Below are 20,745 nucleotides of genomic sequence, written 5' to 3'. Positions count from 1 at the left end.
ATAGGAAAATAGACCATATAAGTAGGAACATGATGGCGGCATTTGCAGATATTATCCAAAGACGTGACTGGGAAAACCCGCAGGTGGTAAACCAGCATACCCTCAAGGCTCATAGCCCCTTGTTTGGCTATCGCAGCAAGGCGGATGCTCTTGCTCAAGCCAATAGCAATCGCCGCTCCTTGAATGGTCTATGGCAGTTCAAGCTGTTTGCCAAGCCTGAACTGGTTGATGAGCAGTTTATAGCAACTGATTTTGCTGGTAATGACTGGGACAAAATTACTGTACCGTCCAACTGGCAGATGCAGGGCTACGATAAGCCGATTTATGCCAACGTAAAATATCCGTTTGAGGTTAAGCCGCCATTTGTGCCTGAAGATAATCCAACCGGCTGCTACCGTACTGAGTTTGAACTGACTGAAAGCGACCTCGCCGAGACGCTGCGCATCATCTTTGATGGCGTCAACTCAGCATTTCACTTGTGGTGCAACGGCCAATGGGTCGGGTACAGCCAAGACAGCCGCCTGCCTTCTGAGTTTGACCTTTCAGCTTTTGTAAAAGCCGGCACCAACCAGATCGCCGTCATGGTGATCCGATGGAGTGATGGCAGCTACTTAGAAGATCAAGACATGTGGTGGCTAAGCGGTATTTTCCGTGACGTCACATTACTTTCAAAACCAGCCGAGTGCATCGAAGATGTGTTTATCACTCCAACCCTTGATGCTTGTTACCGAGATGGTTCACTGTCGATCACTACCCAGCTCAAAGGTCGCAGTAATTTACAGGTACAGACACAGCTTTTTGATGGTGATGAGCTGATTGCTAGCGTGACGGACAAACCACATAACAAACGTATTGATGAACGAGGAAGCTACGCAGATGTTGTTTTCTCAACGTTAGCGGTACGTGAGCCAAAACAGTGGAGCGCTGAACTACCTAACCTATATCGTGTGGTGGTGTCGCTGCTGTGTCCTGATGGCCAGCACCTAGAAAGTGAAAGCTACAATGTTGGATTTAGAGCTGTTGAGATCAAAGATGGTCAGCTTACTCTCAATGGAGAGCCGCTACTGATCCGTGGTGTTAACCGACACGAGCACCACCCTGAGCTGGGTCACGTCATGACTGAAGAAGACATGATCCAAGACATCAAACTGCTCAAACAAAATAACTTCAATGCGGTGAGAACGGCACACTACCCTAACCACCCACGTTGGTATGAGTTGTGTGACGAATACGGTTTGTATGTATGCGATGAGGCCAATATCGAAACCCACGGTATGGAACCGATGAATCGCCTCTCTAATGACCCTCAATGGTCAAACGCCTATATGAGTCGTTTCACGCAGATGGTGATGCGAGATAAGAACCACGCTTCAATCATTATCTGGTCTCTAGGTAATGAATCAGGCCACGGTGCAACCCATGACGCTATGTACGCTTGGGCCAAACAGTATGACCCGTCTCGACCAGTTCAATATGAGGGCGGCGGTGCAAATACCAGTGCAACTGACATTATCTGCCCTATGTATGCCCGCGTTGATGCCACCGTCGAAGATGAAGCCGTGCCTAAATGGCCAATCAAAAAATGGGTGTCTCTTCCTAATGAACAACGACCTCTTATCCTGTGTGAATATGCACACGCTATGGGTAACAGTCTCGGCAGTTTTGCCGACTATTGGGATGCGTTTCGTGACTACCCACGCCTCCAAGGTGGGTTTATTTGGGACTGGGTGGACCAAGGCTTGACCAAAACTGCGCCAAATGGCGACAAATACTGGGCTTATGGTGGTGATTTTAACGACGAAATCAATGACCGACAGTTCTGTATTAATGGCCTAATTTTCCCCGATCGCACTCTTCACCCGACGATTGAAGAAGCTAAATACTGTCAGAGAATGATAACCCTAGCACTAGTTGAGCAAAGCTCATCAGCATTGGTGTTAAACGCCACCAGCGAATACCTGTTCAAAAGCACAGATAATGAGCGACTAACTTGGACCTTGCTGGAAGATGGCCAAGCGATAGCATCAGGTGAATGTGAATTGTCTCTTGCACCAAAGCAGACTCAGCGCATTGACATCGAACTCGACTATGCAACAAAAGCAGGGGCCAAATATCACCTAAATACTGACATCATCCTCAAAGAGTCCACTGCATGGGCGCAGGCGCACCATATTCTAAGTAGCGAACAGTTTGCCCTGACAAATGAGAATAGCCTTGAATTGCCAACCGCTAAGCCATCGGATTCGCTCACTATCCAATCGACAGACAGTGACGTTGTGGTGAACTGTGGCATCCAATCTCAGCAATGGCATTGGGACCTTGCCTCAGGTTTGCTCCAAGCTTGGTCGGTAGAAGGTGAAGAGCAACTCGCATCCCCGCTCAGTGATAATTTCTTCCGTGCACCGTTAGATAATGATATCGGTGTCAGCGAAATTGATAACGTCGACCCAAATGCGTGGATCTGTCGCTGGCAAGAAGCTGGCATTGGTGAGTGGCAACGAGAGTGCATCGGATTTGAAGCCGATCAATCATCATCTGCGGTTCGCATTACATCGACCTTTGCCTATCGGTACCAAGATCAATTGCAGGCAATAACCACTTGGTACTATCAAATTAACGACCAAGGGGAGTGTTCACTCGAGGTTGACGTAAAACTTGCGGAGCATCTACCTCCAATGCCTCGCATCGGCATCACGTTAGGTCTGCCTCTTAGCGAACAGTCGATAGAATGGCGTGGTTTAGGACCATTTGAGAACTACCCTGATCGCTTAGCAGCAGCAAGATATGGTCATTATGCACTTGACCTGGAAGCACTGCATACTAACTACATCTTCCCAACAGATAACGGATTGCGTTGTGGCACCGACCGACTCAAAGTGAATCGTATCCAAGTCGATGGTGAGTTTATGTTCAATGCGAGCCGTTACAGCCAAGCCATGCTTGCCACAGCTAAGCACACCTATGACTTGGTGGGCGCAGATACCATCGAACTTAACATCGACCACGCTCATATGGGTGTCGGTGGTGATGACTCATGGAGCCCGAGTGTTCACCAAGAGTTTCGTCTTCAGAAGAAACACTATCGCTACGCATTAACGCTCACCCCAGCGTAGCGTTTATTCACCAAGGGAAATTGGAAAGGAACATTCCCCCTCCTTTCCTTTTCCCTTTTCCCTTTTCCCTTTTCCCCAATAAAATCTAATTTCTCAAAAAAGTTGACCACTTTAGCATCAAATGACTAAATCCCTATTGGTGGTTGGTTGTTAAAACGCTCTCAAACAAGGATAATGTTAAGATCTGATTTAATTATATAGAGATGCTATGACAGAGTATCTGCTACTGCTTGTTGGTACCGTACTGGTCAACAACTTTGTTCTTGTAAAATTTCTAGGCCTTTGCCCCTTCATGGGAGTGTCAAAAAAGCTTGATACTGCTATCGGCATGGCACTAGCGACCACCTTCGTCCTGACGCTAGCGTCGGTTACCGCCTACCTCGTAGAAAGCTACATTCTGAAGCCGCTAGGGATCGAATTCCTACGTACCATGAGCTTCATCCTAGTGATCGCCGTAGTGGTTCAATTTACCGAAATGGTTGTACACAAAACCAGTCCAACGTTATACCGACTATTGGGGATCTTCCTGCCACTGATCACCACTAACTGTGCGGTACTAGGCGTGGCACTACTTAACGTCAACGAGAACCACAACTTTATCGAATCTATCGTGTATGGATTTGGTGCCGCCGTTGGCTTCTCACTTGTTTTGATTTTGTTTGCTTCGATGCGCGAGCGCATTGCAGCGGCGAATGTTCCCGTTCCATTTAAAGGTGCTTCGATTGCAATGATTACTGCTGGCTTGATGTCTTTGGCCTTTATGGGCTTTACTGGTTTGGTGAAGTAACCCATGGAAACAATGTTTTACGCCATTTTAGCCCTCGCCGCTCTCGCCGCATTTTTTGGTGCTATTTTGGGCTTCGCATCAATTCGATTCAAAGTCGAAGGCGACCCGATCGTCGAGCAAATTGATGAAATCTTGCCACAAACTCAGTGTGGCCAATGTGGCTACCCAGGCTGTCGCCCTTACGCAGAAGCTATCGCCAACGGTGATGAAATCAACAAATGCCCTCCGGGAGGCCAAGCTACCATTGAAAAGCTGGCAGACCTGATGGGTGTTGAAGCGACCGAAATGGCACATGATCCTGAAAAAAGCGTCAAGAAAGTTGCTTTTATTCATGAAGACATGTGCATCGGTTGTACCAAATGCATCGCAGCATGCCCAGTTGACGCTATTGTTGGCGGCAACAAAGCACTTCATACCGTGATTAAATCAGAGTGTACGGGCTGTGATCTGTGTGTGGCTCCTTGTCCTACCGATTGTATTGAAATGATCCCAGTAGAAACGACTACCGAAACATGGAAGTGGCAGTTAAACACTATCCCAGTGGTCAACGTGACCGATTCTCAACCACAAAAAGCAGAACAATAAGGATTGAGTATGTTGTCATTAGTAGAGAAAATTCGTTCTGGTTATCTGTGGGACTTCCACGGAGGTGTTCACCCGCCAGAAAATAAGCAACAATCAGTTAAAACTTCCCTCAGTCACGCACCACTGGCAAATGAGTTTGTGCTGCCACTAAAGCAGCACATTGGTAAGTCAGGCGATATCTGCGTTGAAGTGGGTCAAAAAGTTTTGCGTGGACAACGCTTAACCGATTGCCCTTTGAGCTTCATGTTACCTGTTCATGCACCGACCTCTGGCACAGTCACCGCTATCGAACCTCGCACCTCAACCCACCCATCGGGTCTAGCTGAGCTCAGCATTGTCATCACAGCCGATGGCAAGGATAAGTGGTTCGATAGACAGCCAATGCCAGATTATCAGCAAGAAACCGCTGAGATCCTGATTGAAACGATTCGTCAGGCTGGTGTTTCTGGTATGGGTGGTGCTGGATTTCCGACGGCGAAGAAAATTCAATCGGGCATGGCCAAGACCAAAATCCTGATCATCAATGCTGCCGAATGTGAACCTTACATCACCGCCGATGACATTCTAATGCGTGAGCACGCTGATGAAATAATTCAAGGCATAGATATCATTGAGCATATCCTTAAGCCTGAGCTAACCATCATCGCTGTTGAAGATAACAAGCCAGAAGCCGTAAAAGCCCTTGAAGTCGCTGCGACACAAAAAGATCTGGTGATCCGAGTGATCCCAACCAAGTACCCTTCTGGCGGTGAAAAGCAACTGATTAAGATTTTGACTAATCAGGAAGTGCCTAAGAATGGTATTCCTGCTGATATCGGCGTGCTGGTACAAAACGTAGGTTCGGTGCAAGCAGTTAAAAAAGCGATCATCGATGGTGAGCCACTCACCGAGCGTGTAGTCACCTTAACAGGTAACTGCTTCAAGCAGCCGCAAAATGTTTGGACCCGCATCGGTACTCCGATCCAGTTCCTTCTTGATCAGTTTGACTATCAGCCAAGCAAGAAGTCACCAAGACTGATTTTGGGCGGACCTATGATGGGTTTCACGTTACCTCATACCTCTGTCCCTATTACCAAGACCACTAACTGTATCTTGGCTCCAACGCATAAAGAGATCCCAGCCAATCGCTACGAAATGGAGTGTATTCGCTGTTCATCATGTGCAGAAGTGTGCCCTGCTAATCTTCTTCCACAACAATTGCAGTGGTATGCCAAAGACGCTGATTACCAGAAGTGTGAAGAGCTCAATCTAAAGGATTGCATTGAGTGTGGGGCATGTGCGTACGTGTGCCCGAGTGAGATCCCGCTAGTCGAATACTATCGTCAAGCAAAAGCTGAAATTCGCACTCAACAGCAAGAAGCACAAGCCGCAGAACGAGCTAAAGCTCGATTTGAAGAACGTAACGCACGACTTGAGCGTGAAAAAGCTGAGCGAGAGAATCGCTTCAAAAAGGCCGCCGAGCAACGACGCAAAGAGATGAAAGCTACGGGTGGTGATGATGCTGTAGCTGCCGCTATTGAACGTGTTAAAGCTCAGAAAGCACAACCAGACAATGCGCCAAAACCAGCTGTCGCAGCGGCTATCGCAAGAGCCAAAGCAAAGCAAGCTGAAGCAGCTAAGAGTAACGCTCAAGAACCTGACAACAGTGAAATGATTGAGCTGCGCAAAAAACGCAAAGAGGAAGCTCGTCTGCGTAAAGCCAAACAAGCACAAGAGCAAGCGCAAGAAACGTCTGAATCTGAGAACGCTACCGAGAAAAAAGATGCTGTTGCAGCCGCTATTGCTCGTGCAAAGGCTAAAAAAGCGGCGCAAGTTCAAACCGATAACGACTCGCCAGCAGACAGCACTGACAAAAAAGATGCCGTGGCTGCCGCTATCGCTAGAGCAAAGGCCCGTAAAGCAGCGCAACAGACAACGGATACTCAAGACGATACAACAAACAGCACCTCTGATGATAGCAGTACCAAAAAAGACGCCGTCGCTGCCGCTATTGCCCGTGCTAAAGCTCGAAAAGCGGCGCAAGAAAATACTCAGCCTCAAGACGAAGCTGAGCAAGCGTCTGAGGCTGCCGAAGATCCAAAGAAAGCCGCTGTCGCTGCCGCTATTGCTCGTGCTAAAGCCCGTAAAGCGACGCAAGATAGTTCTGAGCCTCTAGTCGAAACTGAGCAAGAGTCTGAGGCTGCCGAAGATCCGAAGAAAGCCGCCGTCGCTGCCGCGATTGCTCGTGCCAAGGCTCGCAAAGCGGCCCAAGAAAACTCTGAGCCTCTAGTCGAAACTGAGCAAGAGTCTGAAGCTGCCGAAGATCCGAAGAAAGCCGCCGTCGCTGCGGCGATTGCTCGTGCTAAAGCTCGCAAAGCGGCGCAAGAAAATACCGATCCTCAAATCGAAGCTGAGCAAGAGGCTGATGCTACCGAAGATCCGAAGAAAGCCGCCGTCGCTGCGGCGATTGCTCGTGCTAAAGCTCGCAAAGCGGCGCAAGAAAATACCGAGCCTCAAATCGAAGCTGAGCAAGAGGCTGAGCCTGCCGAAGATCCGAAGAAAGCCGCTGTCGCTGCGGCGATTGCTCGTGCTAAAGCCCGTAAAGCGGCGCAAGAAAATGCCGAGCCACAAGCTGATACTGAGCAAGAGTCAGAGCCAGAAACTCAAGAAGACCCGAAAAAGGCCGCCGTCGCAGCAGCCATCGCTCGTGCCAAAGCACGTAAGGCAGCCATGCAACAAAAACAAACTAAGGAGAATGAGTAGTGTCTTTCTTTATCGCTAGCTCTCCACACGCTCATAATCGTAAAAGCACACCAGACTTGATGCGCACCGTTGCGTTGTGTGCGATACCGGGGCTCATTGCTCAGCTATACTTTTTTGGCTGGGGCACCTTGATCCAATTGATATTTGCCCTGCTACTCGCCGTGCTGATGGAAGGCGCAGTCATGCTGCTACGTAAGCGCAACCCGATCGGGGCTTTACGTGACAACAGCGCCTTTGTCACCGCTTGGTTATTGGCGGTTGCGATACCGCCACTGGCTCCTTGGTGGATCTTAGTGATAGGTATGTTCTTTGCGATTGTTGTAGCAAAACACCTCTATGGTGGGCTTGGGCAGAATATCTTTAACCCTGCAATGGTCGCTTACGTGGTATTGCTGATCTCGTTTCCGCTGCAAATGACCAGTTGGATCGCACCAAGCGACTTGGCTCCTAATCAAGCCAGTTTAGTCGATGCCTTCTGCTTGATCTTTACTGAGTACACTGGTGATGGTTACTCATTGCAACAGTTCCGTACCAGCATTGATGGCATCACGATGGCCACGCCTCTAGATGCATTACGAAGCGCAGAATACATAGGCTCGACAATTCAAGAAACTATGGCGAAACCACAATTCTCCGCACTGGCGGGCATTGGTTGGGAGTGGGTAAACCTTGCCTACCTCATTGGTGGTTTGGCGCTAATTAAACTGCGTATTATTCAGTGGTACATCCCAGTCGCTTTTCTAGCTAGTTTAGTGCTTTTCTCGACCTTGGCGTTCTTGTTTGCGCCGGGTACAACACCAAGCCCTATTGTGCATCTGCTCTCTGGTGCAACCATGCTTGGAGCTTTCTTTATCGCAACAGACCCAGTATCAGCATCAACGACGGTCAAAGGTCGTTTGATTTTTGGCGCTATGCTCGGTTTTCTGGTGTTTGTGATCCGTACATGGGGCGGCTTCCCTGATGGTGTCGCTTTCTCGGTATTAATTGCCAACATGTGCGTACCGTTAATCGATCACTACACCAAACCAAAAACTTATGGACACTAACGGGAACAGACCATGATCAAAGCAATTCAAAAAAATGGTGCTGTACTGGCGTTATTTGCCCTACTCTCCACCGGATTGGTTGTTGCAACGTACGCTTTAACCAAAGATCAGATCACCTATCAAAAGCAGCAAAACTTACGCAAGTTGCTCAATGAAGTGATCCCAGAAGAAACCCATGACAACGACCTATTTAAATTCTGTACCCTGATAAACAACCCAAAATATCTCGGCACAGATGAATCCATGCCAGTCTACATCGCTCGTAAAAAAGGGTATCAAACCGGCCTTGCGATCGAAGCCATTGCACCTGATGGCTACAACGGCGAGATCCGCATTCTAGTTGGCTTTACCAATTACGGAGCCATCACAGGCGTACGAGTATTGGAGCACAATGAAACACCGGGACTAGGCGATAAGATCGATAGAAATGTCACCAACTGGGTCGATAGTTTTGCAGGCAAGCGCCTTAACCTAAACAACAGTGGTGGAGATCATGATGGTACGACAAGCGCCACTTATAAAGGGCCAGCAAATGTTGAGCTGAAGTCTCTAACTATGAAAGAGTTTCAAGTGAAAAAAGATGGCGGCCAATTTGACGGTTTCACTGGGGCGACTATCACGCCACGTGCTGTCGTAAAAGCGGTGAAAAACGTTTCGATCTACTACCATCAAATCGCACGTACCATCAGTAGCCGACCGCTCAACTGTGGGGAGGAATAATCATGTCTAGCCACAAAGAACTGTTTAAGAACGGAGTTTGGGACAATAACCCAGCACTAGTACAACTGTTGGGTCTGTGCCCATTGCTTGCGGTGTCATCTACCGTCACTAACGCACTGGGTCTAGGTATTGCGACATTACTAGTACTGGTTGGCTCGAACGTGACCGTTTCTTTAGTGCGAGATTACGTGCCAAAAGAAGTACGTATCCCAGTATTTGTTATGATCATCGCATCACTGGTTACTTGCGTACAACTACTAATGAATGCCTACGCTTACGGACTTTACCTCTCGCTAGGTATATTTATCCCGCTGATCGTAACTAACTGCATCATTATCGGCCGAGCCGAAGCATTCGCATCTAAAAACGCAGTAGGACCAGCAGCAATTGATGGATTCTGGATGGGAATGGGCATGACACTTGCCCTAGTTGCACTAGGCGCACTGCGTGAAATCGTCGGTAACGGCACCTTATTTGATGGTGCAGACCTCTTGCTAGGCGAATGGGCATCAATACTACGTATCCAAGTATTTGAAATAGATAGCAAGTTCCTGCTGGCACTACTGCCTCCGGGGGCATTTATCGGTGTGGGTTTCCTCATCGCAGGCAAAAACATTATCGATAGCCGTATGGCAAACAAAAAGCCCAAAGAGGCAAAAACCGAGATCGAACGAGCTCGAGTCACCAATTAATAAAAATACACTGTAAGCAGCCTTCACTATGAACAATACAAAGCGTAAAGAGATATTAGAACGCTTGAGAGCCGATAACCCCAATCCGCAAACGGAGCTTAACTGGTCTTCTCCATTTGAGCTGCTGATTGCGGTCCTGTTGTCTGCCCAAGCAACTGATGTCAGTGTCAACAAAGCCACAGATAAGCTTTACCCAGTGGCAAACACGCCACAGGGGTTATTGGACCTTGGGGTTGATGGCGTCAAAGAGTACATCAAAACCATCGGCCTCTTTAATTCCAAAGCGGAAAATGTCATCAAGACCTGTAAGATCTTGATTGAACAGCATGGTGGTGAAGTGCCTGAAAACCGAGAAGCACTAGAAGCCTTACCCGGTGTAGGTCGAAAGACAGCCAATGTGGTGTTAAACACGGCTTTTGGTTGGCCAACGATTGCCGTAGATACCCATATTTTTCGAGTATCCAATCGCACTAAATTCGCTATGGGCAAAAACGTCGATGACGTCGAAGCCAAGCTACTCAAGGTTGTGCCTAAAGAGTTCAAACTCGATGTTCACCACTGGTTAATCCTTCACGGACGCTACACTTGTGTCGCACGCAAACCACGTTGCGGCAGCTGCATTATTGAAGACTTATGTGAGTTTAAGGACAAGGTCTATCCGAACGAATAACGGCAAAGTCATCTCAAGCCCTAAAGAAACCTTTAGGGCTTTGTCTTATATGGAGCACTGTGTTCGACGCCCATTGCGCTGATGGCTATGACGCAACATAGCTCTATCTTTCTGCTCCTAGTTCTGCTTGCCGAACCTACGACTCCTTCAAACCATCCATTATCAAAAGAATAAAAAAACGTAATAAAATTAACGCTAACAGTCGCAACCGAATTAGATATAATTTAACCATATCTACTTGTTAAGGATAATCAAAATGCAAAATGCTCGAGTTCTTCACACCATGCTACGCGTGGGTGATTTAGATAAATCCATCAAATTCTACACCGAAGTGCTTGGCATGGACTTATTGCGCCAACACGACAACGAACAGTACGAATATACACTGGCGTTTGTCGGCTATGGAGATGAGTCGCAAGGGGCCGTGATTGAGTTGACTTACAACTGGGGCACTAAGGAGTATGATCTTGGTAATGCATTTGGTCATATTGCGCTAGGTTTTGACGACATCTACGCTACATGTGATGCCATCAAAGCCGCTGGCGGTAACGTAACCCGTGAACCTGGTCCAGTGAAAGGTGGGTCGACGCACATTGCATTTGTAAAAGATCCAGACGGTTACATGATTGAACTAATTCAAAGCAAGTCAGCAAGTGAAGGCTTAAACGGATAAGCCATGCAATATTGAAAGTGTCTTAAAAGCGAGCTGAAGCTCGCTTTTTTTGTGCTTTAGTAAAACACTTGCTTTACATGATAATGGTTATCAATTAGATTTAAGCAACTTTGGTTCGTTAAGACATGGTAGTTGGAGAAAATCATGAGTATTCAAGAATGGGAGAAACACACACTTCTTGCCGATAATGCCCTCAATCAACAAGATTACTTACGCTGCATTTTGCATTATCAGCAAGCATTAGCCATTTCAGACCAGCTTGAGATAAGTGACACTTTACACCTTGATGATCTACTAACGATCAAAGTGACCTCTTGCCACAACTTAGCTAATTTTTGGCGAATGAACAGCGATGAAGAGTATGAATTGAAATACCTTCAACTGGCGTCAGAAAGGCTTCTAACATTAGTGCCGCAGTGCCCAAACCGAGGTTGTGATTCTTTTGTCGAATCACTCGGCTGCTGCCAAAAAGCGCTGGTCGATTTTATGAAGCGCCACCCTAACCCAGAAGTCGCAAAACACGTTCAGCATATCGATACGGCATCCAACTGTAACGTCATCGCCCACTTCAAGCTCAATTAGGGAAGCTTAGCTTCCCCAAAAGCCTATTGATTAGACTTGGTTGCGGCCTAGCGAAATCACCACACGACGGTTCTTATCTTTACCAATCGGTGAGGTGTTATCTGCGATTGGTCGACGTTCGCCGTAACCTTGGATCTCAATGCGATCGGCAGGTAGTCCAAGAGATTCAAAATAATCACGCAATACTAAAGCACGGCGCTCAGACAAATTCTGATTGCTCTGCTTTCCACCTGTTGAGTCAGAGTAAGCCGCCACCAATACCAGATCGATGTCCTTATTATGTTTTACATATTCCGCAATTTTTGCCAAACGCTGTTGTGACGCTTTATTTAACTGATCACTGTTGCGATCATAATGCAAAATCGTGAACGAAATATCTTCAAAGCTGTATGGTAAAAGCTGGCTGATGCACAAACTGAACGCATTATATGGTTGTTGGAATAAAACCGACGACAACGCCACTTCTACTCGCTCATCTCGGCTTTGCCAATCTGCGTAGCTAAAAGTTGGATAACGTCCTTTTTCTAGCTCTGATAGGATACCCCAAGCCAGCTGCCCACCGATGTAACCATCAAATTGTTTAAAGAACTTTAAAGTAGAAATACGCTCTGCGTTTTCCCCCGGACGCCACGCAGGAGGCATCGAAATCAAAGAGACATTGCGAGTTTCCCCCATAGGTCGACGCATCTTAAGCTCAAAATCTAAGTTGATTTTCTTGCTGGCACGAGAAGTAAACTCCGCAACACCATAATTTGGAATCGGGTGAACTAACCGACACTCCAACGGGCTATTGACCGCCATGGTCCAGTTAGACTGCTCTGGTTTTGCCACATAGCGAGGCTGAGCGACTGCACTGGCAGCGCCTAACATCAAAGCGATAGTCGGAAGTATGTATCGGGGCGTCATAAAACTCTCTTTGCCTACATGCCGCGGTAACCTCTTGCCACTTCAAGGCAAGAAAACGGGAAATCAGTTACTTAGTGCGACAATTAATCGTCTCTGTTGGATTAAAAGCAATTTTAATACCAAGTGTACAAGAAATAAGGCAACAGAAGTTATTTTGCTCACCGACATAATCTGCAATAATGCCGAGCTTGTCACACGGATTAGCACAACTATGACTGTAGAAAACGACGCATTGACCCTGAAAAAACGCTTTAGAGGCTATTTCCCTGTTGTTATCGACGTGGAAACCGCAGGATTCAATGCAAAAACCGATGCACTTTTGGAAATTTGTGCCGTCACACTGCGTATGGATGAAAACGGCGACTTGCACCCTGCAAGCACCATTCATTTCCATATAGAACCGTTTGAAGGTGCCAACCTTGAAAAAGAAGCATTGGAATTCAATGGTATCCGTGACCCGTTTAGCCCATTGCGCGGTGCAGTACCGGAAGCTGAGGCGTTGAAAGAGATCTATAAACTGGTCCGTAAAGAGCAAAAAGCCGCCGATTGTAGCCGTGCAATCATGGTAGCGCACAATGCCACTTTTGATCATAACTTCGTTATGGCCGCTAGTGAGCGCTGTAAGCTGAAACGTGTACCTTTCCACCCTTTTGCAACTTTTGACACTGCGGCGCTTAGCGGTCTGGCTTATGGTCAAACCGTACTGGCGAAAGCATGTCGAACCGCTGGGATGGATTTTGACAACAAAGAAGCGCACTCAGCGCTTTACGACACCGAAAAAACAGCGGAGCTGTTTTGCGGTATCGTCAATAAGTGGAAAGCCCTTGGTGGTTGGCCGCTGATTGAATCACAACAAAACGAAAAATAAATCATTTGTAAACACAACTCGGATGTAACATGAACCCAGTAGTAATTTCTGTATGCGTAATGCTTTTGCTTGCATTATTACGCGTCAACGTTGTCGTCGCTCTGACGTTCAGCGCCTTAGTCGGTGGCCTCGTGGCGGGCATGAGCCTTACCGACACCGTCACCGCATTTGAAAGTGGCCTAGGTGGTGGTGCGACGATTGCACTTAGCTATGCCATGCTTGGCACTTTTGCCGTTGCGATTTCTCGCTCTGGTCTCACCGATCTTCTTGCCAACAAAGTAATTGCCCATATCAACGGTCGCAACAGCGATGCAGGCTCGACAGCACTAAAATACGTAGTGCTTAGTGCATTGATTTTGGTGACCATTTCTTCGCAGAATGTCATTCCTGTGCATATCGCCTTTATCCCAATTTTGATCCCACCTCTATTGGGCGTATTTGCCAAATTGAAACTAGATCGCCGTCTTATCGCCTGCGTGCTGACCTTTGGTCTGGTCACACCTTACATGGTTTTACCGGTCGGGTTTGGTGGCATATTCCTCAACAACATTTTGCTTGAAAACCTCCATGCTAACGGCCTGGAAGTCAACGCCAGCCAAGTACCGATGGCGATGCTATTACCAGCAGCAGGCATGATTTTCGGCCTAATGATGGCGATGTTTATTAGCTATCGTAAACCTCGTGAGTATCAGCAAACGGAGCTGACTCAAACTCAAGAGCAAAAAGCGATTAATCCACGCCATATTTGGGTAGCGCTGGCAGCTATCATTGCTGCGCTAAGCGTACAGCTGACCACAGGCTCGATGATTATTGGTGGCCTTACTGGCTTCATGGTATTTACTTTTGGTGGTGTGATTGCATGGAAAGAGACCCAAGATGTATTCACCAAAGGTGTTCACATGATGGCGATGATCGGTTTTATCATGATCTCTGCAGCAGGTTTCGCCGCCGTAATGAAGCAAACTGGTGGTGTTGAATCGCTGGTCGAAGCACTCTCCACCAGCATTGGCGACAACAAACCGCTAGCGGCTCTACTTATGTTAGTGGTTGGCCTATTGGTTACTATGGGCATTGGTTCTTCTTTCTCTACCATCCCAATTATCGCCACTATTTATGTACCACTAGCTCTAGCTTTTGGTTTCTCACCTATGGCGACCATCGCACTTGTCGGTACGGCAGCAGCGTTAGGTGATGCTGGCTCGCCAGCGTCTGACTCCACGTTGGGCCCAACTTCTGGCCTTAACGCAGACGGTCAACACGAACACATTTGGGAAACCGTGGTTCCAACCTTCGTTCACTACAACTTACCGCTCATTGCCTTTGGTTGGCTAGCGGCTATGGTTCTCTAAACGGATATTGCCTGGTAAACAGGCAATCTCTGTAAACGAAAAAAACGAAACCAAAACGAGCTTTATACTAAAGCGCTCTGGCAATTGCCCGAGCGCTTTTTTGTTTCTAGCTTCATCGAAATGCCATAAAAGATTAAGAAATGTGCAATTTATAAAGCCATAAAGTGAAATATTGCCAAGCCAAGATAGCAGTCAAACGAAACACCAACACTATCGTTCGAAACCAAAAAGGAACTGGAACATGAACAAGCTATGGTTGGCGGGGGCTCTCTTCGCATCAGTATCGGGCAGCACATTGGCTGCAACTGAAATCACTTGGTGGCACGCAATGGGTGGCCAGCTTGGGGAAACCGTAAACAAGATTGCTTCTGACTTTAACGCTTCTCAAGACGACTACAAGATCACTCCTGTTTACAAAGGCTCGTACACAGAAACTCTAACCGCAGGCATCGCAGCTTTCCGTGCTGGTGAGGCCCCAAACATTCTGCAAGTGTTCGATGCAGGCGCAGCAACCATCATGAATGCTAAAGGCGTTGCCAAGCCAGTCAACGACATCATGATCGAGTCAGGTTTTCCATTCAAAAGCGAAGACTACCTAGCGGGCGTACGTAACTTTTACGCAGATGCTTCAGGCAAGATGGTCGGCATGCCATTTAACAGCTCGACACCTGTGCTTTACTACAACAAAGACATTCTAGCGAAAGCTGGTGTTAAAGCGCCTAACACCTATGAGCAAATGGAAGAAGTTGCCAAGAAGCTTAAAGCAAGCGGCCACGTTGCTTTCTCTCAGTCTCATACCCCTTGGATCATGTTTGAGAACTTTAAATCTCGTCATAACCTCCAGCTATCAGACAACCAAAATGGTTACTCGAAGCTCTCTTCTAAGTTGATGTTCAACACCAAAGACATGCAGATGCACTTTGAGAAAATGAAAGAGTGGGCAGACAAAGGCTACTACAAATATTACGGCAGCGACTGGGATGCAAACCAAACACCGTTTGAGCGCCAAGAAGTGGCGATGTGGATGGGTTCATCAGGCTCATTTGGCGGCCTACGTGACCGCGTTAAATTTAACTTCGGCACCACTTACCTTCCATACTGGCAGTCTGTGACTAACCAAGCGACCCACACCTTCATTGGTGGTGCAGCACTATTTGCTCTGGCTGGCCATGAAAAAGCCCAAGACAAAGGTGTCGCAGAGTTTTTTGCTTACCTAACCAAACCAGAAACTCAAATGTACTGGCACAAAACCACAGGTTACGTTCCTGTCACTAATGCGGCTTACGAACTCACCAAACAGTCGGGTTACTACCAAGAACAACCGGATGCCGAAGTCGGTGTTAAACAGCTGAGCCTAACAGATGGTGAGTGGACAAAAGGGTATCGCCTTGGCTACTACCCTCAAATCCGTGAAGTGATGCACCGTGAGTTTGACAACATCTTCGCTGGCCGCTCAAGTGTTGAGAAGAGCCTAGAAAAAGTCGAAGACGAAAGTGGCAAACTGCTACAGCGCTTCAACCGCACTGTTCAGTAATCATCTTTCATGGCCCTAGTCTCTAGGCTAGGGCCTTTGTAGCATCTAATTCGAGATTAACTGTGGAACGTCGTCAACAATTTCACCATACACCACTCCCTTACCTGCTGTTAGTACCTCAGATTGCCATCATCGCCATCTTCTTTTTCTATCCAGCAGCCAAGGCGGTGTACCTTTCTTTCATGCTTGAAGACCCTTGGGGGCTCTCTTCTACATTCGTTTGGTTCGAAAACTACCAAATGCTGTTTGAGTCCGCAGAGTATTTGTCTTCAGTTGGATTTACTTTGCTGTTTGCTTTTGTCGTCTCGCTACTGTCACTTTCTCTAGCGCTATTGCTCGCCGTGAAAGCTGACAAAATCATTAAAGGCCAAAGTACCTACAAGCTCACATTAACTTGGGTTTACGCCGTAGCCCCTGCAGTCGCAGGCATTATCGGTGGATTTATGTTTAACCCCCATATCGGCATATTGGCAGACTTTCTTGCTTCGATCGGGTGGAATTTCAGTTTCCAGACCGACCCATTTGACGCCACTGTGGCACTGATTGCAGTCTCGGTATGGAAGCAAGTGTCGGTCAACTTTATCTATTTCTTAGCTGGCTTGCAGTCTATCTCCATCGCCGTAAGAGAAGCAGCCACACTAGATTGTGTTAGTGATAATAAACGTTTTTGGACCATTACATTCCCACTGCTAGCACCGACCGGGTTCTTCTTGCTAGTGATCAACCTGACCTACGCCTTTTTCGAGACCTTTGGTGTGATAGACACCATGACCAATGGTGGCCCCGGCGGTTCAACCACTTCTTTGGTTTACAAAGTTTACCGCGATGGTTTTGTCGGAGCCGATCTTGGCGGCAGCTCGGCTCAATCTGTAGTGCTGTTGTTACTGGTACTGATCCTAAGCTTTATCCAGTTCCGCGTTGTTGAAAAACGTGTTCACTATTAAGGAGCGATAACATGAAATCCAATCAGATTTTTGACCACCTGATCTTGCTCCTTGGTGCTCTATTTATGCTCGTACCGATCTGGCTGATCTTTGCCAGTTCTACCCACGACCCAAGCGTTGTGATCAGCGAAGGCTTGCAATGGCTACCGGGCGACAACACGGTCGGCATCTACCAAGAAGCTTGGAACAAAAGCCAAGGGTTTGTTGGTGATGTCACCGCAAAAACGATGATCATTAACTCGATGATCATGGGCCTTGGTTTTGCGATCGGTAAGATCATTATCTCAATGATGGCGGCTTACGCTTTGGTTTATTTTAGATTGCCATACGCAAGCCTTTGGTTTTGGCTGATCTTCGTCACCTTGCTTTTGCCACTAGAAGTTCGAATTATTCCATCTTACGAAGTGGTATCTAGCCTTGGCATGCTCAATAGCTATAGCGGGCTGATACTGCCGCTGATTGCGTCAGCAACGGCAACGTTTTTCTTCCGTCAGTTTTTCAAAACAGTGCCAGATGAATTACTTGAAGCGGCCCAACTCGACAATGCCGGCCCGATCCGATTCTTGTTTGATATTTTGCTGCCACTGTCCAAAACCATGATTGCGGCCATCTTCATCATCATGTTTGTCGTCGGTTGGAACCAGTATCTATGGCCAATCATGATGACTACGGATGAGAGCTATAACACCATTGTCATGGGCATCAAACAGATTCTAAATAACATTACCGAAACCAGTCGACCTCGTTATGACTACGCATTTGCGATGGTGATTTTAGCCATGCTACCGCCGATTCTGGTGGTGGTGTTTTTCCAACGCTGGTTCGTCAAAGGATTGATTCAAAGTGAAAAGTAATAACGTATCCCCTATTCACCCAACGCAAACGGACGCTGCTATGCTAGAGATCAAACAGCTGGTTAAGACTTACGAAAATGGCCATCAAGCCGTTAAAGGCTTAGATCTATCGATTCAACCGGGCGAGTTCATTGTTCTGGTTGGCCCCTCTGGCTGCGGAAAATCGTCCGTACTTCGCTCTATCGCAGGGTTAGAAGAGATCACTAGCGGAGAGATCCATCTAGGGCACCGCCGTGTTGATAACATCAAACCTGCGCTACGCGACATCGCCATGGTGTTCCAAAACTACGCCTTATACCCTCACATGTCGGTATACGATAACTTGGCGTATGGTTTAAAAAATCGAGGAGTCGATAAACAAACCATTGCAGAAAAGATCAGCAAAGTAGCGAAAACACTCAAAATTGATGAGTACCTTGACCGCAAGCCTTCTAAGCTTTCAGGTGGGCAGCGTCAACGAGTGGCCATGGGCCGCGCTATCGTGCGCGATCCTGCATTATTTTTGTTCGATGAACCTTTGTCAAATCTCGATGCAGCGCTTCGAGCGCACATGCGACTAGAAATTAAAAAGCTGCAACGAGAGCTCAACGTCACTAGCGTCTACGTGACCCACGATCAAGTAGAAGCAATGACACTCGCTGACCGAATCGTGGTACTCAACCAAGGGGAAATAGAGCAAATTGGCACACCTAAAGAGGTTTACCACCAGCCTGCCAGCACCTTTGTGGCCAGCTTTATCGGTAGCCCAGCCATGAACTTTGTGCCTGCGCACATCGATCAAGGTAAAGTCACCATTGGCGAACAAACCTTTTACCTGCCAAGCTATGCTCATGTTGATAGCCAAGCGATAACCCTAGGCATTCGTCCTGAGCACGCTGAATTAAACGCTCAGCAAGAGGAAGTTCAGCTATTGCTTGACGTTACGGCGATAGAGCCTCTCGGGCCAAATCAGCTAGTGCACGGCCACTGGAATGCCTCAAGCTTTATTGCTGTAACGCCAGAGGTCTCTATTGAGCCGAACACTGAACTTGCGCTTGGCGTCGCTTTAGATAACTTGCACCTATTTGATGAGCAAGGTAAACGCCTATTGCCGCAGATGGAAGCGTGCAGTGCGATTGCTTAATCAGGGAGGTTTTGTGCGACTTTCTACCCGACAAAAAGAGATCCTTGCGTATCTGGAACAAGCGCATGGAGTGTTATCTAGCACCCTACTTGCCGAACAGTTTGCCGTATCGGTGCAAACCATTCGTAAAGATATGAATGAGTTAAGTGATCTTGGTATGGTCAAGCGTGTACACGGTGGGGTAACGCTTCCTAGCACTAACGACAACCTTTCGTTTACCAACCGCGAAATGTTAAACCTCAGTGCCAAGCAGCACATTGCGCAAGTGGTGGTCAGCCATATCCCTGAGGGCAGCAGTATCTTCCTTGGCATTGGCACCACACCTAAACATGTCGCCCAAGCGCTGCTCGATCATCCGGGACTCACGGTCGTGACCAACAATATTAATGCAGCGCTGACGCTCAGCCGTAACCCCAATATTGTGGTTTATATGGCAGGTGGAATGGTCAGACCTTCAGACGAAGATACCGTGGGTGAATCTACCACTACGTTTTATCGTCAGTTCAACATTCAAATCGGTATTTTTGGTGTCGGCGGTCTCAATACACAAGGTCAGATGCTCGATTTTACCCCGGAAGAGGCGCATCTCAATCGAGCCATTATTGAACAAAGCCAGCAGATTTGGATCGTTGCCGACCACAGCAAACTCGGCCGATATGCTCCCGTCGTGAGTGGTAACTTATCTGAAGCCGATACACTGTTTGTTGACCAGTTAACGCCTCCCTTGGCAAAATTGGCCCAAAATGCGCAAGTGAAGATCATTGCTGCGCTTGAGAATGAGGATATTTCATGCCCCTAACCATCGTAGGACACCGTGGTGTCGCAGGCCACTACCCAGAAAACACTCGTGCGAGCATCTTAGCGGCAATCGAGTTGGGGTTAGAGTGGGTTGAAGTAGACGTACAACCCTCTCTTGATGGCGAGCTCGTCATTTGTCACGACCATACTGTCGATAGATGCAGTGATGGCACAGGCCGAATCGATGAGATGTCTTTATGCGCTCTTAAAGCGCTTGATATGGGCTCTTGGTTTGAACCCCGCTTTGCCAGTGAAAAAATGATGACGCTTGATGAGCTGCTTGCTGTCGCAAGCGAGCATCAACTCAAATTAAACCTAGAAATCAAAGTAGATCGTCACAAGGTCGAGCCCATTATTGCCAAGCTCAAACAGGCTCTTGAGGCAAACAATGTGCCCGCCGAGCAAGTGATCATTTCAAGCTTTAACCATGAGGTGATCCGCCAAGTCAATTTGCATTGCAGCAATTACCCTATTGCGGTTCTTAGTGAAAAACTCTCTGCGGTGGATTGGGCGCTACTCGATGAGGTCAAAGCAAAAGCGTGTAATTTAAACATCAAGCATGTGACGGGTGAGGATATTGATGACTTGCAATCCAAAGGCTACATGGTGTGGTGTTACACTGTAAACGCACCTCAAGCGATTGAAGAGTTCCCACAACTTGATGGGATCTTTAGTGACTTTCCTGCACGCTTTATTCGGTAAGATGACAAATAAAAAGAGCCTGATGTTTCCATCAGGCTCTCAACAATTCGATTCGAG

General features: G+C 47.4%; 19 protein-coding genes. 18 read left to right on the top strand and 1 reads right to left on the bottom strand.

Annotated elements, in window-relative coordinates; all coding sequences use genetic code 11:
* Positions 1–32: 32 nt before the first annotated feature.
* The 10 genes from J4N39_RS04595 (at position 33) to J4N39_RS04550 (ending at position 11,610) form a co-directional block, all read left to right on the top strand.
* A complete protein-coding gene (locus J4N39_RS04595; RefSeq protein WP_252023627.1) occupies positions 33–3,113 on the top strand; it encodes a beta-galactosidase in 3,081 nt (1,026 codons plus the stop codon).
* Positions 3,114–3,321: 208 nt separating this feature from the next.
* Positions 3,322–3,900 (top strand): electron transport complex subunit RsxA, encoded by a 579-nt coding sequence (gene rsxA / locus J4N39_RS04590; RefSeq protein WP_252022391.1) that lies wholly within the window; start codon positions 3,322–3,324, stop codon positions 3,898–3,900.
* Between the two features lie 3 nt (positions 3,901–3,903).
* The gene (gene rsxB / locus J4N39_RS04585; protein WP_252022389.1) at positions 3,904–4,485 is read left to right on the top strand and encodes an electron transport complex subunit RsxB; all 582 of its coding nucleotides are present in this window, start codon (positions 3,904–3,906) and stop codon (positions 4,483–4,485) included.
* A gap of 9 nt (positions 4,486–4,494) precedes the next feature.
* Complete coding sequence (rsxC, locus tag J4N39_RS04580) at positions 4,495–7,227, top strand: electron transport complex subunit RsxC (RefSeq protein WP_252022387.1); 2,733 nt, start codon at positions 4,495–4,497, stop codon at positions 7,225–7,227.
* The gene (rsxD, locus tag J4N39_RS04575) at positions 7,227–8,273 is read left to right on the top strand and encodes an electron transport complex subunit RsxD (RefSeq protein ID WP_252022385.1); all 1,047 of its coding nucleotides are present in this window, start codon (positions 7,227–7,229) and stop codon (positions 8,271–8,273) included. The genes rsxC and rsxD overlap by 1 nt, the downstream gene beginning before the upstream one ends.
* Before the next feature lie 12 nt (positions 8,274–8,285).
* On the top strand, positions 8,286–8,993 hold the full coding sequence (rsxG, locus tag J4N39_RS04570) for an electron transport complex subunit RsxG (RefSeq protein ID WP_252022383.1): 708 nt from the start codon (positions 8,286–8,288) through the stop codon (positions 8,991–8,993).
* 2 nt (positions 8,994–8,995) lie between these two features.
* Positions 8,996–9,685, top strand: a complete 690-nt coding sequence (locus J4N39_RS04565; protein ID WP_252022382.1) for an electron transport complex subunit E — start codon at positions 8,996–8,998, stop codon at positions 9,683–9,685.
* Between the two features lie 28 nt (positions 9,686–9,713).
* A complete protein-coding gene (gene nth / locus J4N39_RS04560; RefSeq protein ID WP_252022380.1) occupies positions 9,714–10,355 on the top strand; it encodes an endonuclease III in 642 nt (213 codons plus the stop codon).
* 256 nt (positions 10,356–10,611) lie between these two features.
* Positions 10,612–11,028, top strand: a complete 417-nt coding sequence (gloA, locus tag J4N39_RS04555) for a lactoylglutathione lyase (protein WP_252022378.1) — start codon at positions 10,612–10,614, stop codon at positions 11,026–11,028.
* A 144-nt stretch (positions 11,029–11,172) separates the two neighbouring features.
* Complete coding sequence (locus J4N39_RS04550; RefSeq protein WP_252022376.1) at positions 11,173–11,610, top strand: DUF2753 family protein; 438 nt, start codon at positions 11,173–11,175, stop codon at positions 11,608–11,610.
* A 30-nt stretch (positions 11,611–11,640) separates the two neighbouring features.
* On the opposite strand, the gene motY is transcribed toward J4N39_RS04550, so the two are convergent.
* On the bottom strand, positions 11,641–12,480 hold the full coding sequence (motY, locus tag J4N39_RS04545) for a flagellar protein MotY (protein WP_252023625.1): 840 nt from the start codon (positions 12,478–12,480) through the stop codon (positions 11,641–11,643).
* Positions 12,481–12,727: 247 nt separating this feature from the next.
* On the opposite strand from motY, the gene rnt reads away from it, so the two are divergent.
* The 8 genes from rnt (at position 12,728) to J4N39_RS04505 (ending at position 20,688) form a co-directional block, all read left to right on the top strand.
* Positions 12,728–13,384, top strand: a complete 657-nt coding sequence (rnt, locus tag J4N39_RS04540) for a ribonuclease T (RefSeq protein ID WP_252022373.1) — start codon at positions 12,728–12,730, stop codon at positions 13,382–13,384.
* 29 nt (positions 13,385–13,413) lie between these two features.
* On the top strand, positions 13,414–14,733 hold the full coding sequence (locus tag J4N39_RS04535) for a Na+/H+ antiporter family protein (RefSeq protein WP_252022371.1): 1,320 nt from the start codon (positions 13,414–13,416) through the stop codon (positions 14,731–14,733).
* Between the two features lie 241 nt (positions 14,734–14,974).
* Positions 14,975–16,267: an extracellular solute-binding protein gene (locus tag J4N39_RS04530; protein ID WP_252022369.1), complete on the top strand. Its 1,293-nt coding sequence runs from the start codon at positions 14,975–14,977 to the stop codon at positions 16,265–16,267.
* A gap of 62 nt (positions 16,268–16,329) precedes the next feature.
* Positions 16,330–17,211, top strand: coding sequence for an ABC transporter permease subunit (locus J4N39_RS04525; protein ID WP_252022367.1), 882 nt, complete (start codon positions 16,330–16,332; stop codon positions 17,209–17,211).
* A gap of 11 nt (positions 17,212–17,222) precedes the next feature.
* Entirely contained in the window at positions 17,223–18,065 is an 843-nt protein-coding gene (gene ugpE, locus J4N39_RS04520) for a sn-glycerol-3-phosphate ABC transporter permease UgpE (RefSeq protein ID WP_252022365.1), read from the top strand.
* Positions 18,066–18,105: 40 nt separating this feature from the next.
* Positions 18,106–19,188 (top strand): sn-glycerol-3-phosphate ABC transporter ATP-binding protein UgpC, encoded by a 1,083-nt coding sequence (ugpC, locus tag J4N39_RS04515; RefSeq protein ID WP_252023623.1) that lies wholly within the window; start codon positions 18,106–18,108, stop codon positions 19,186–19,188.
* A gap of 13 nt (positions 19,189–19,201) precedes the next feature.
* The gene (locus tag J4N39_RS04510; protein ID WP_252022363.1) at positions 19,202–19,987 is read left to right on the top strand and encodes a DeoR/GlpR family DNA-binding transcription regulator; all 786 of its coding nucleotides are present in this window, start codon (positions 19,202–19,204) and stop codon (positions 19,985–19,987) included.
* The gene (locus tag J4N39_RS04505; protein WP_252022360.1) at positions 19,978–20,688 is read left to right on the top strand and encodes a glycerophosphodiester phosphodiesterase family protein; all 711 of its coding nucleotides are present in this window, start codon (positions 19,978–19,980) and stop codon (positions 20,686–20,688) included. Before J4N39_RS04510 ends, J4N39_RS04505 begins: the two co-directional genes overlap by 10 nt.
* Positions 20,689–20,745 lie beyond the last annotated feature (57 nt).

This window comes from Vibrio sp. SCSIO 43136 (assembly GCF_023716565.1).
Classification (GTDB): domain Bacteria; phylum Pseudomonadota; class Gammaproteobacteria; order Enterobacterales; family Vibrionaceae; genus Vibrio.
This window is presented reverse-complemented; position numbering and strand designations above follow the sequence as displayed.

Excerpts from the sequence above, each read along its gene's own strand:
- ugpC (WP_252023623.1), top strand. The coding sequence starts at position 18,106 with ATGCTAGAGATCAAACAGCTGGTTAAGACTTACGAAAATGGCCATCAA.
- J4N39_RS04565 (WP_252022382.1), top strand. The coding sequence starts at position 8,996 with ATGTCTAGCCACAAAGAACTGTTTAAGAACGGAGTTTGGGACAATAAC.
- J4N39_RS04505 (WP_252022360.1), top strand. The coding sequence starts at position 19,978 with ATGCCCCTAACCATCGTAGGACACCGTGGTGTCGCAGGCCACTACCCA.
- rnt (WP_252022373.1), top strand. The coding sequence starts at position 12,728 with ATGACTGTAGAAAACGACGCATTGACCCTGAAAAAACGCTTTAGAGGC.
- J4N39_RS04530 (WP_252022369.1), top strand. The coding sequence starts at position 14,975 with ATGAACAAGCTATGGTTGGCGGGGGCTCTCTTCGCATCAGTATCGGGC.
- ugpE (WP_252022365.1), top strand. The coding sequence starts at position 17,223 with ATGAAATCCAATCAGATTTTTGACCACCTGATCTTGCTCCTTGGTGCT.
- J4N39_RS04595 (WP_252023627.1), top strand. The coding sequence starts at position 33 with ATGGCGGCATTTGCAGATATTATCCAAAGACGTGACTGGGAAAACCCG.
- rsxA (WP_252022391.1), top strand. The coding sequence starts at position 3,322 with ATGACAGAGTATCTGCTACTGCTTGTTGGTACCGTACTGGTCAACAAC.
- motY (WP_252023625.1), bottom strand. The coding sequence starts at position 12,480 with ATGTTAGGCGCTGCCAGTGCAGTCGCTCAGCCTCGCTATGTGGCAAAA.
- rsxB (WP_252022389.1), top strand. The coding sequence starts at position 3,904 with ATGGAAACAATGTTTTACGCCATTTTAGCCCTCGCCGCTCTCGCCGCA.
- J4N39_RS04550 (WP_252022376.1), top strand. The coding sequence starts at position 11,173 with ATGAGTATTCAAGAATGGGAGAAACACACACTTCTTGCCGATAATGCC.
- rsxG (WP_252022383.1), top strand. The coding sequence starts at position 8,286 with ATGATCAAAGCAATTCAAAAAAATGGTGCTGTACTGGCGTTATTTGCC.
- gloA (WP_252022378.1), top strand. The coding sequence starts at position 10,612 with ATGCAAAATGCTCGAGTTCTTCACACCATGCTACGCGTGGGTGATTTA.
- J4N39_RS04535 (WP_252022371.1), top strand. The coding sequence starts at position 13,414 with ATGAACCCAGTAGTAATTTCTGTATGCGTAATGCTTTTGCTTGCATTA.
- rsxC (WP_252022387.1), top strand. The coding sequence starts at position 4,495 with ATGTTGTCATTAGTAGAGAAAATTCGTTCTGGTTATCTGTGGGACTTC.
- nth (WP_252022380.1), top strand. The coding sequence starts at position 9,714 with ATGAACAATACAAAGCGTAAAGAGATATTAGAACGCTTGAGAGCCGAT.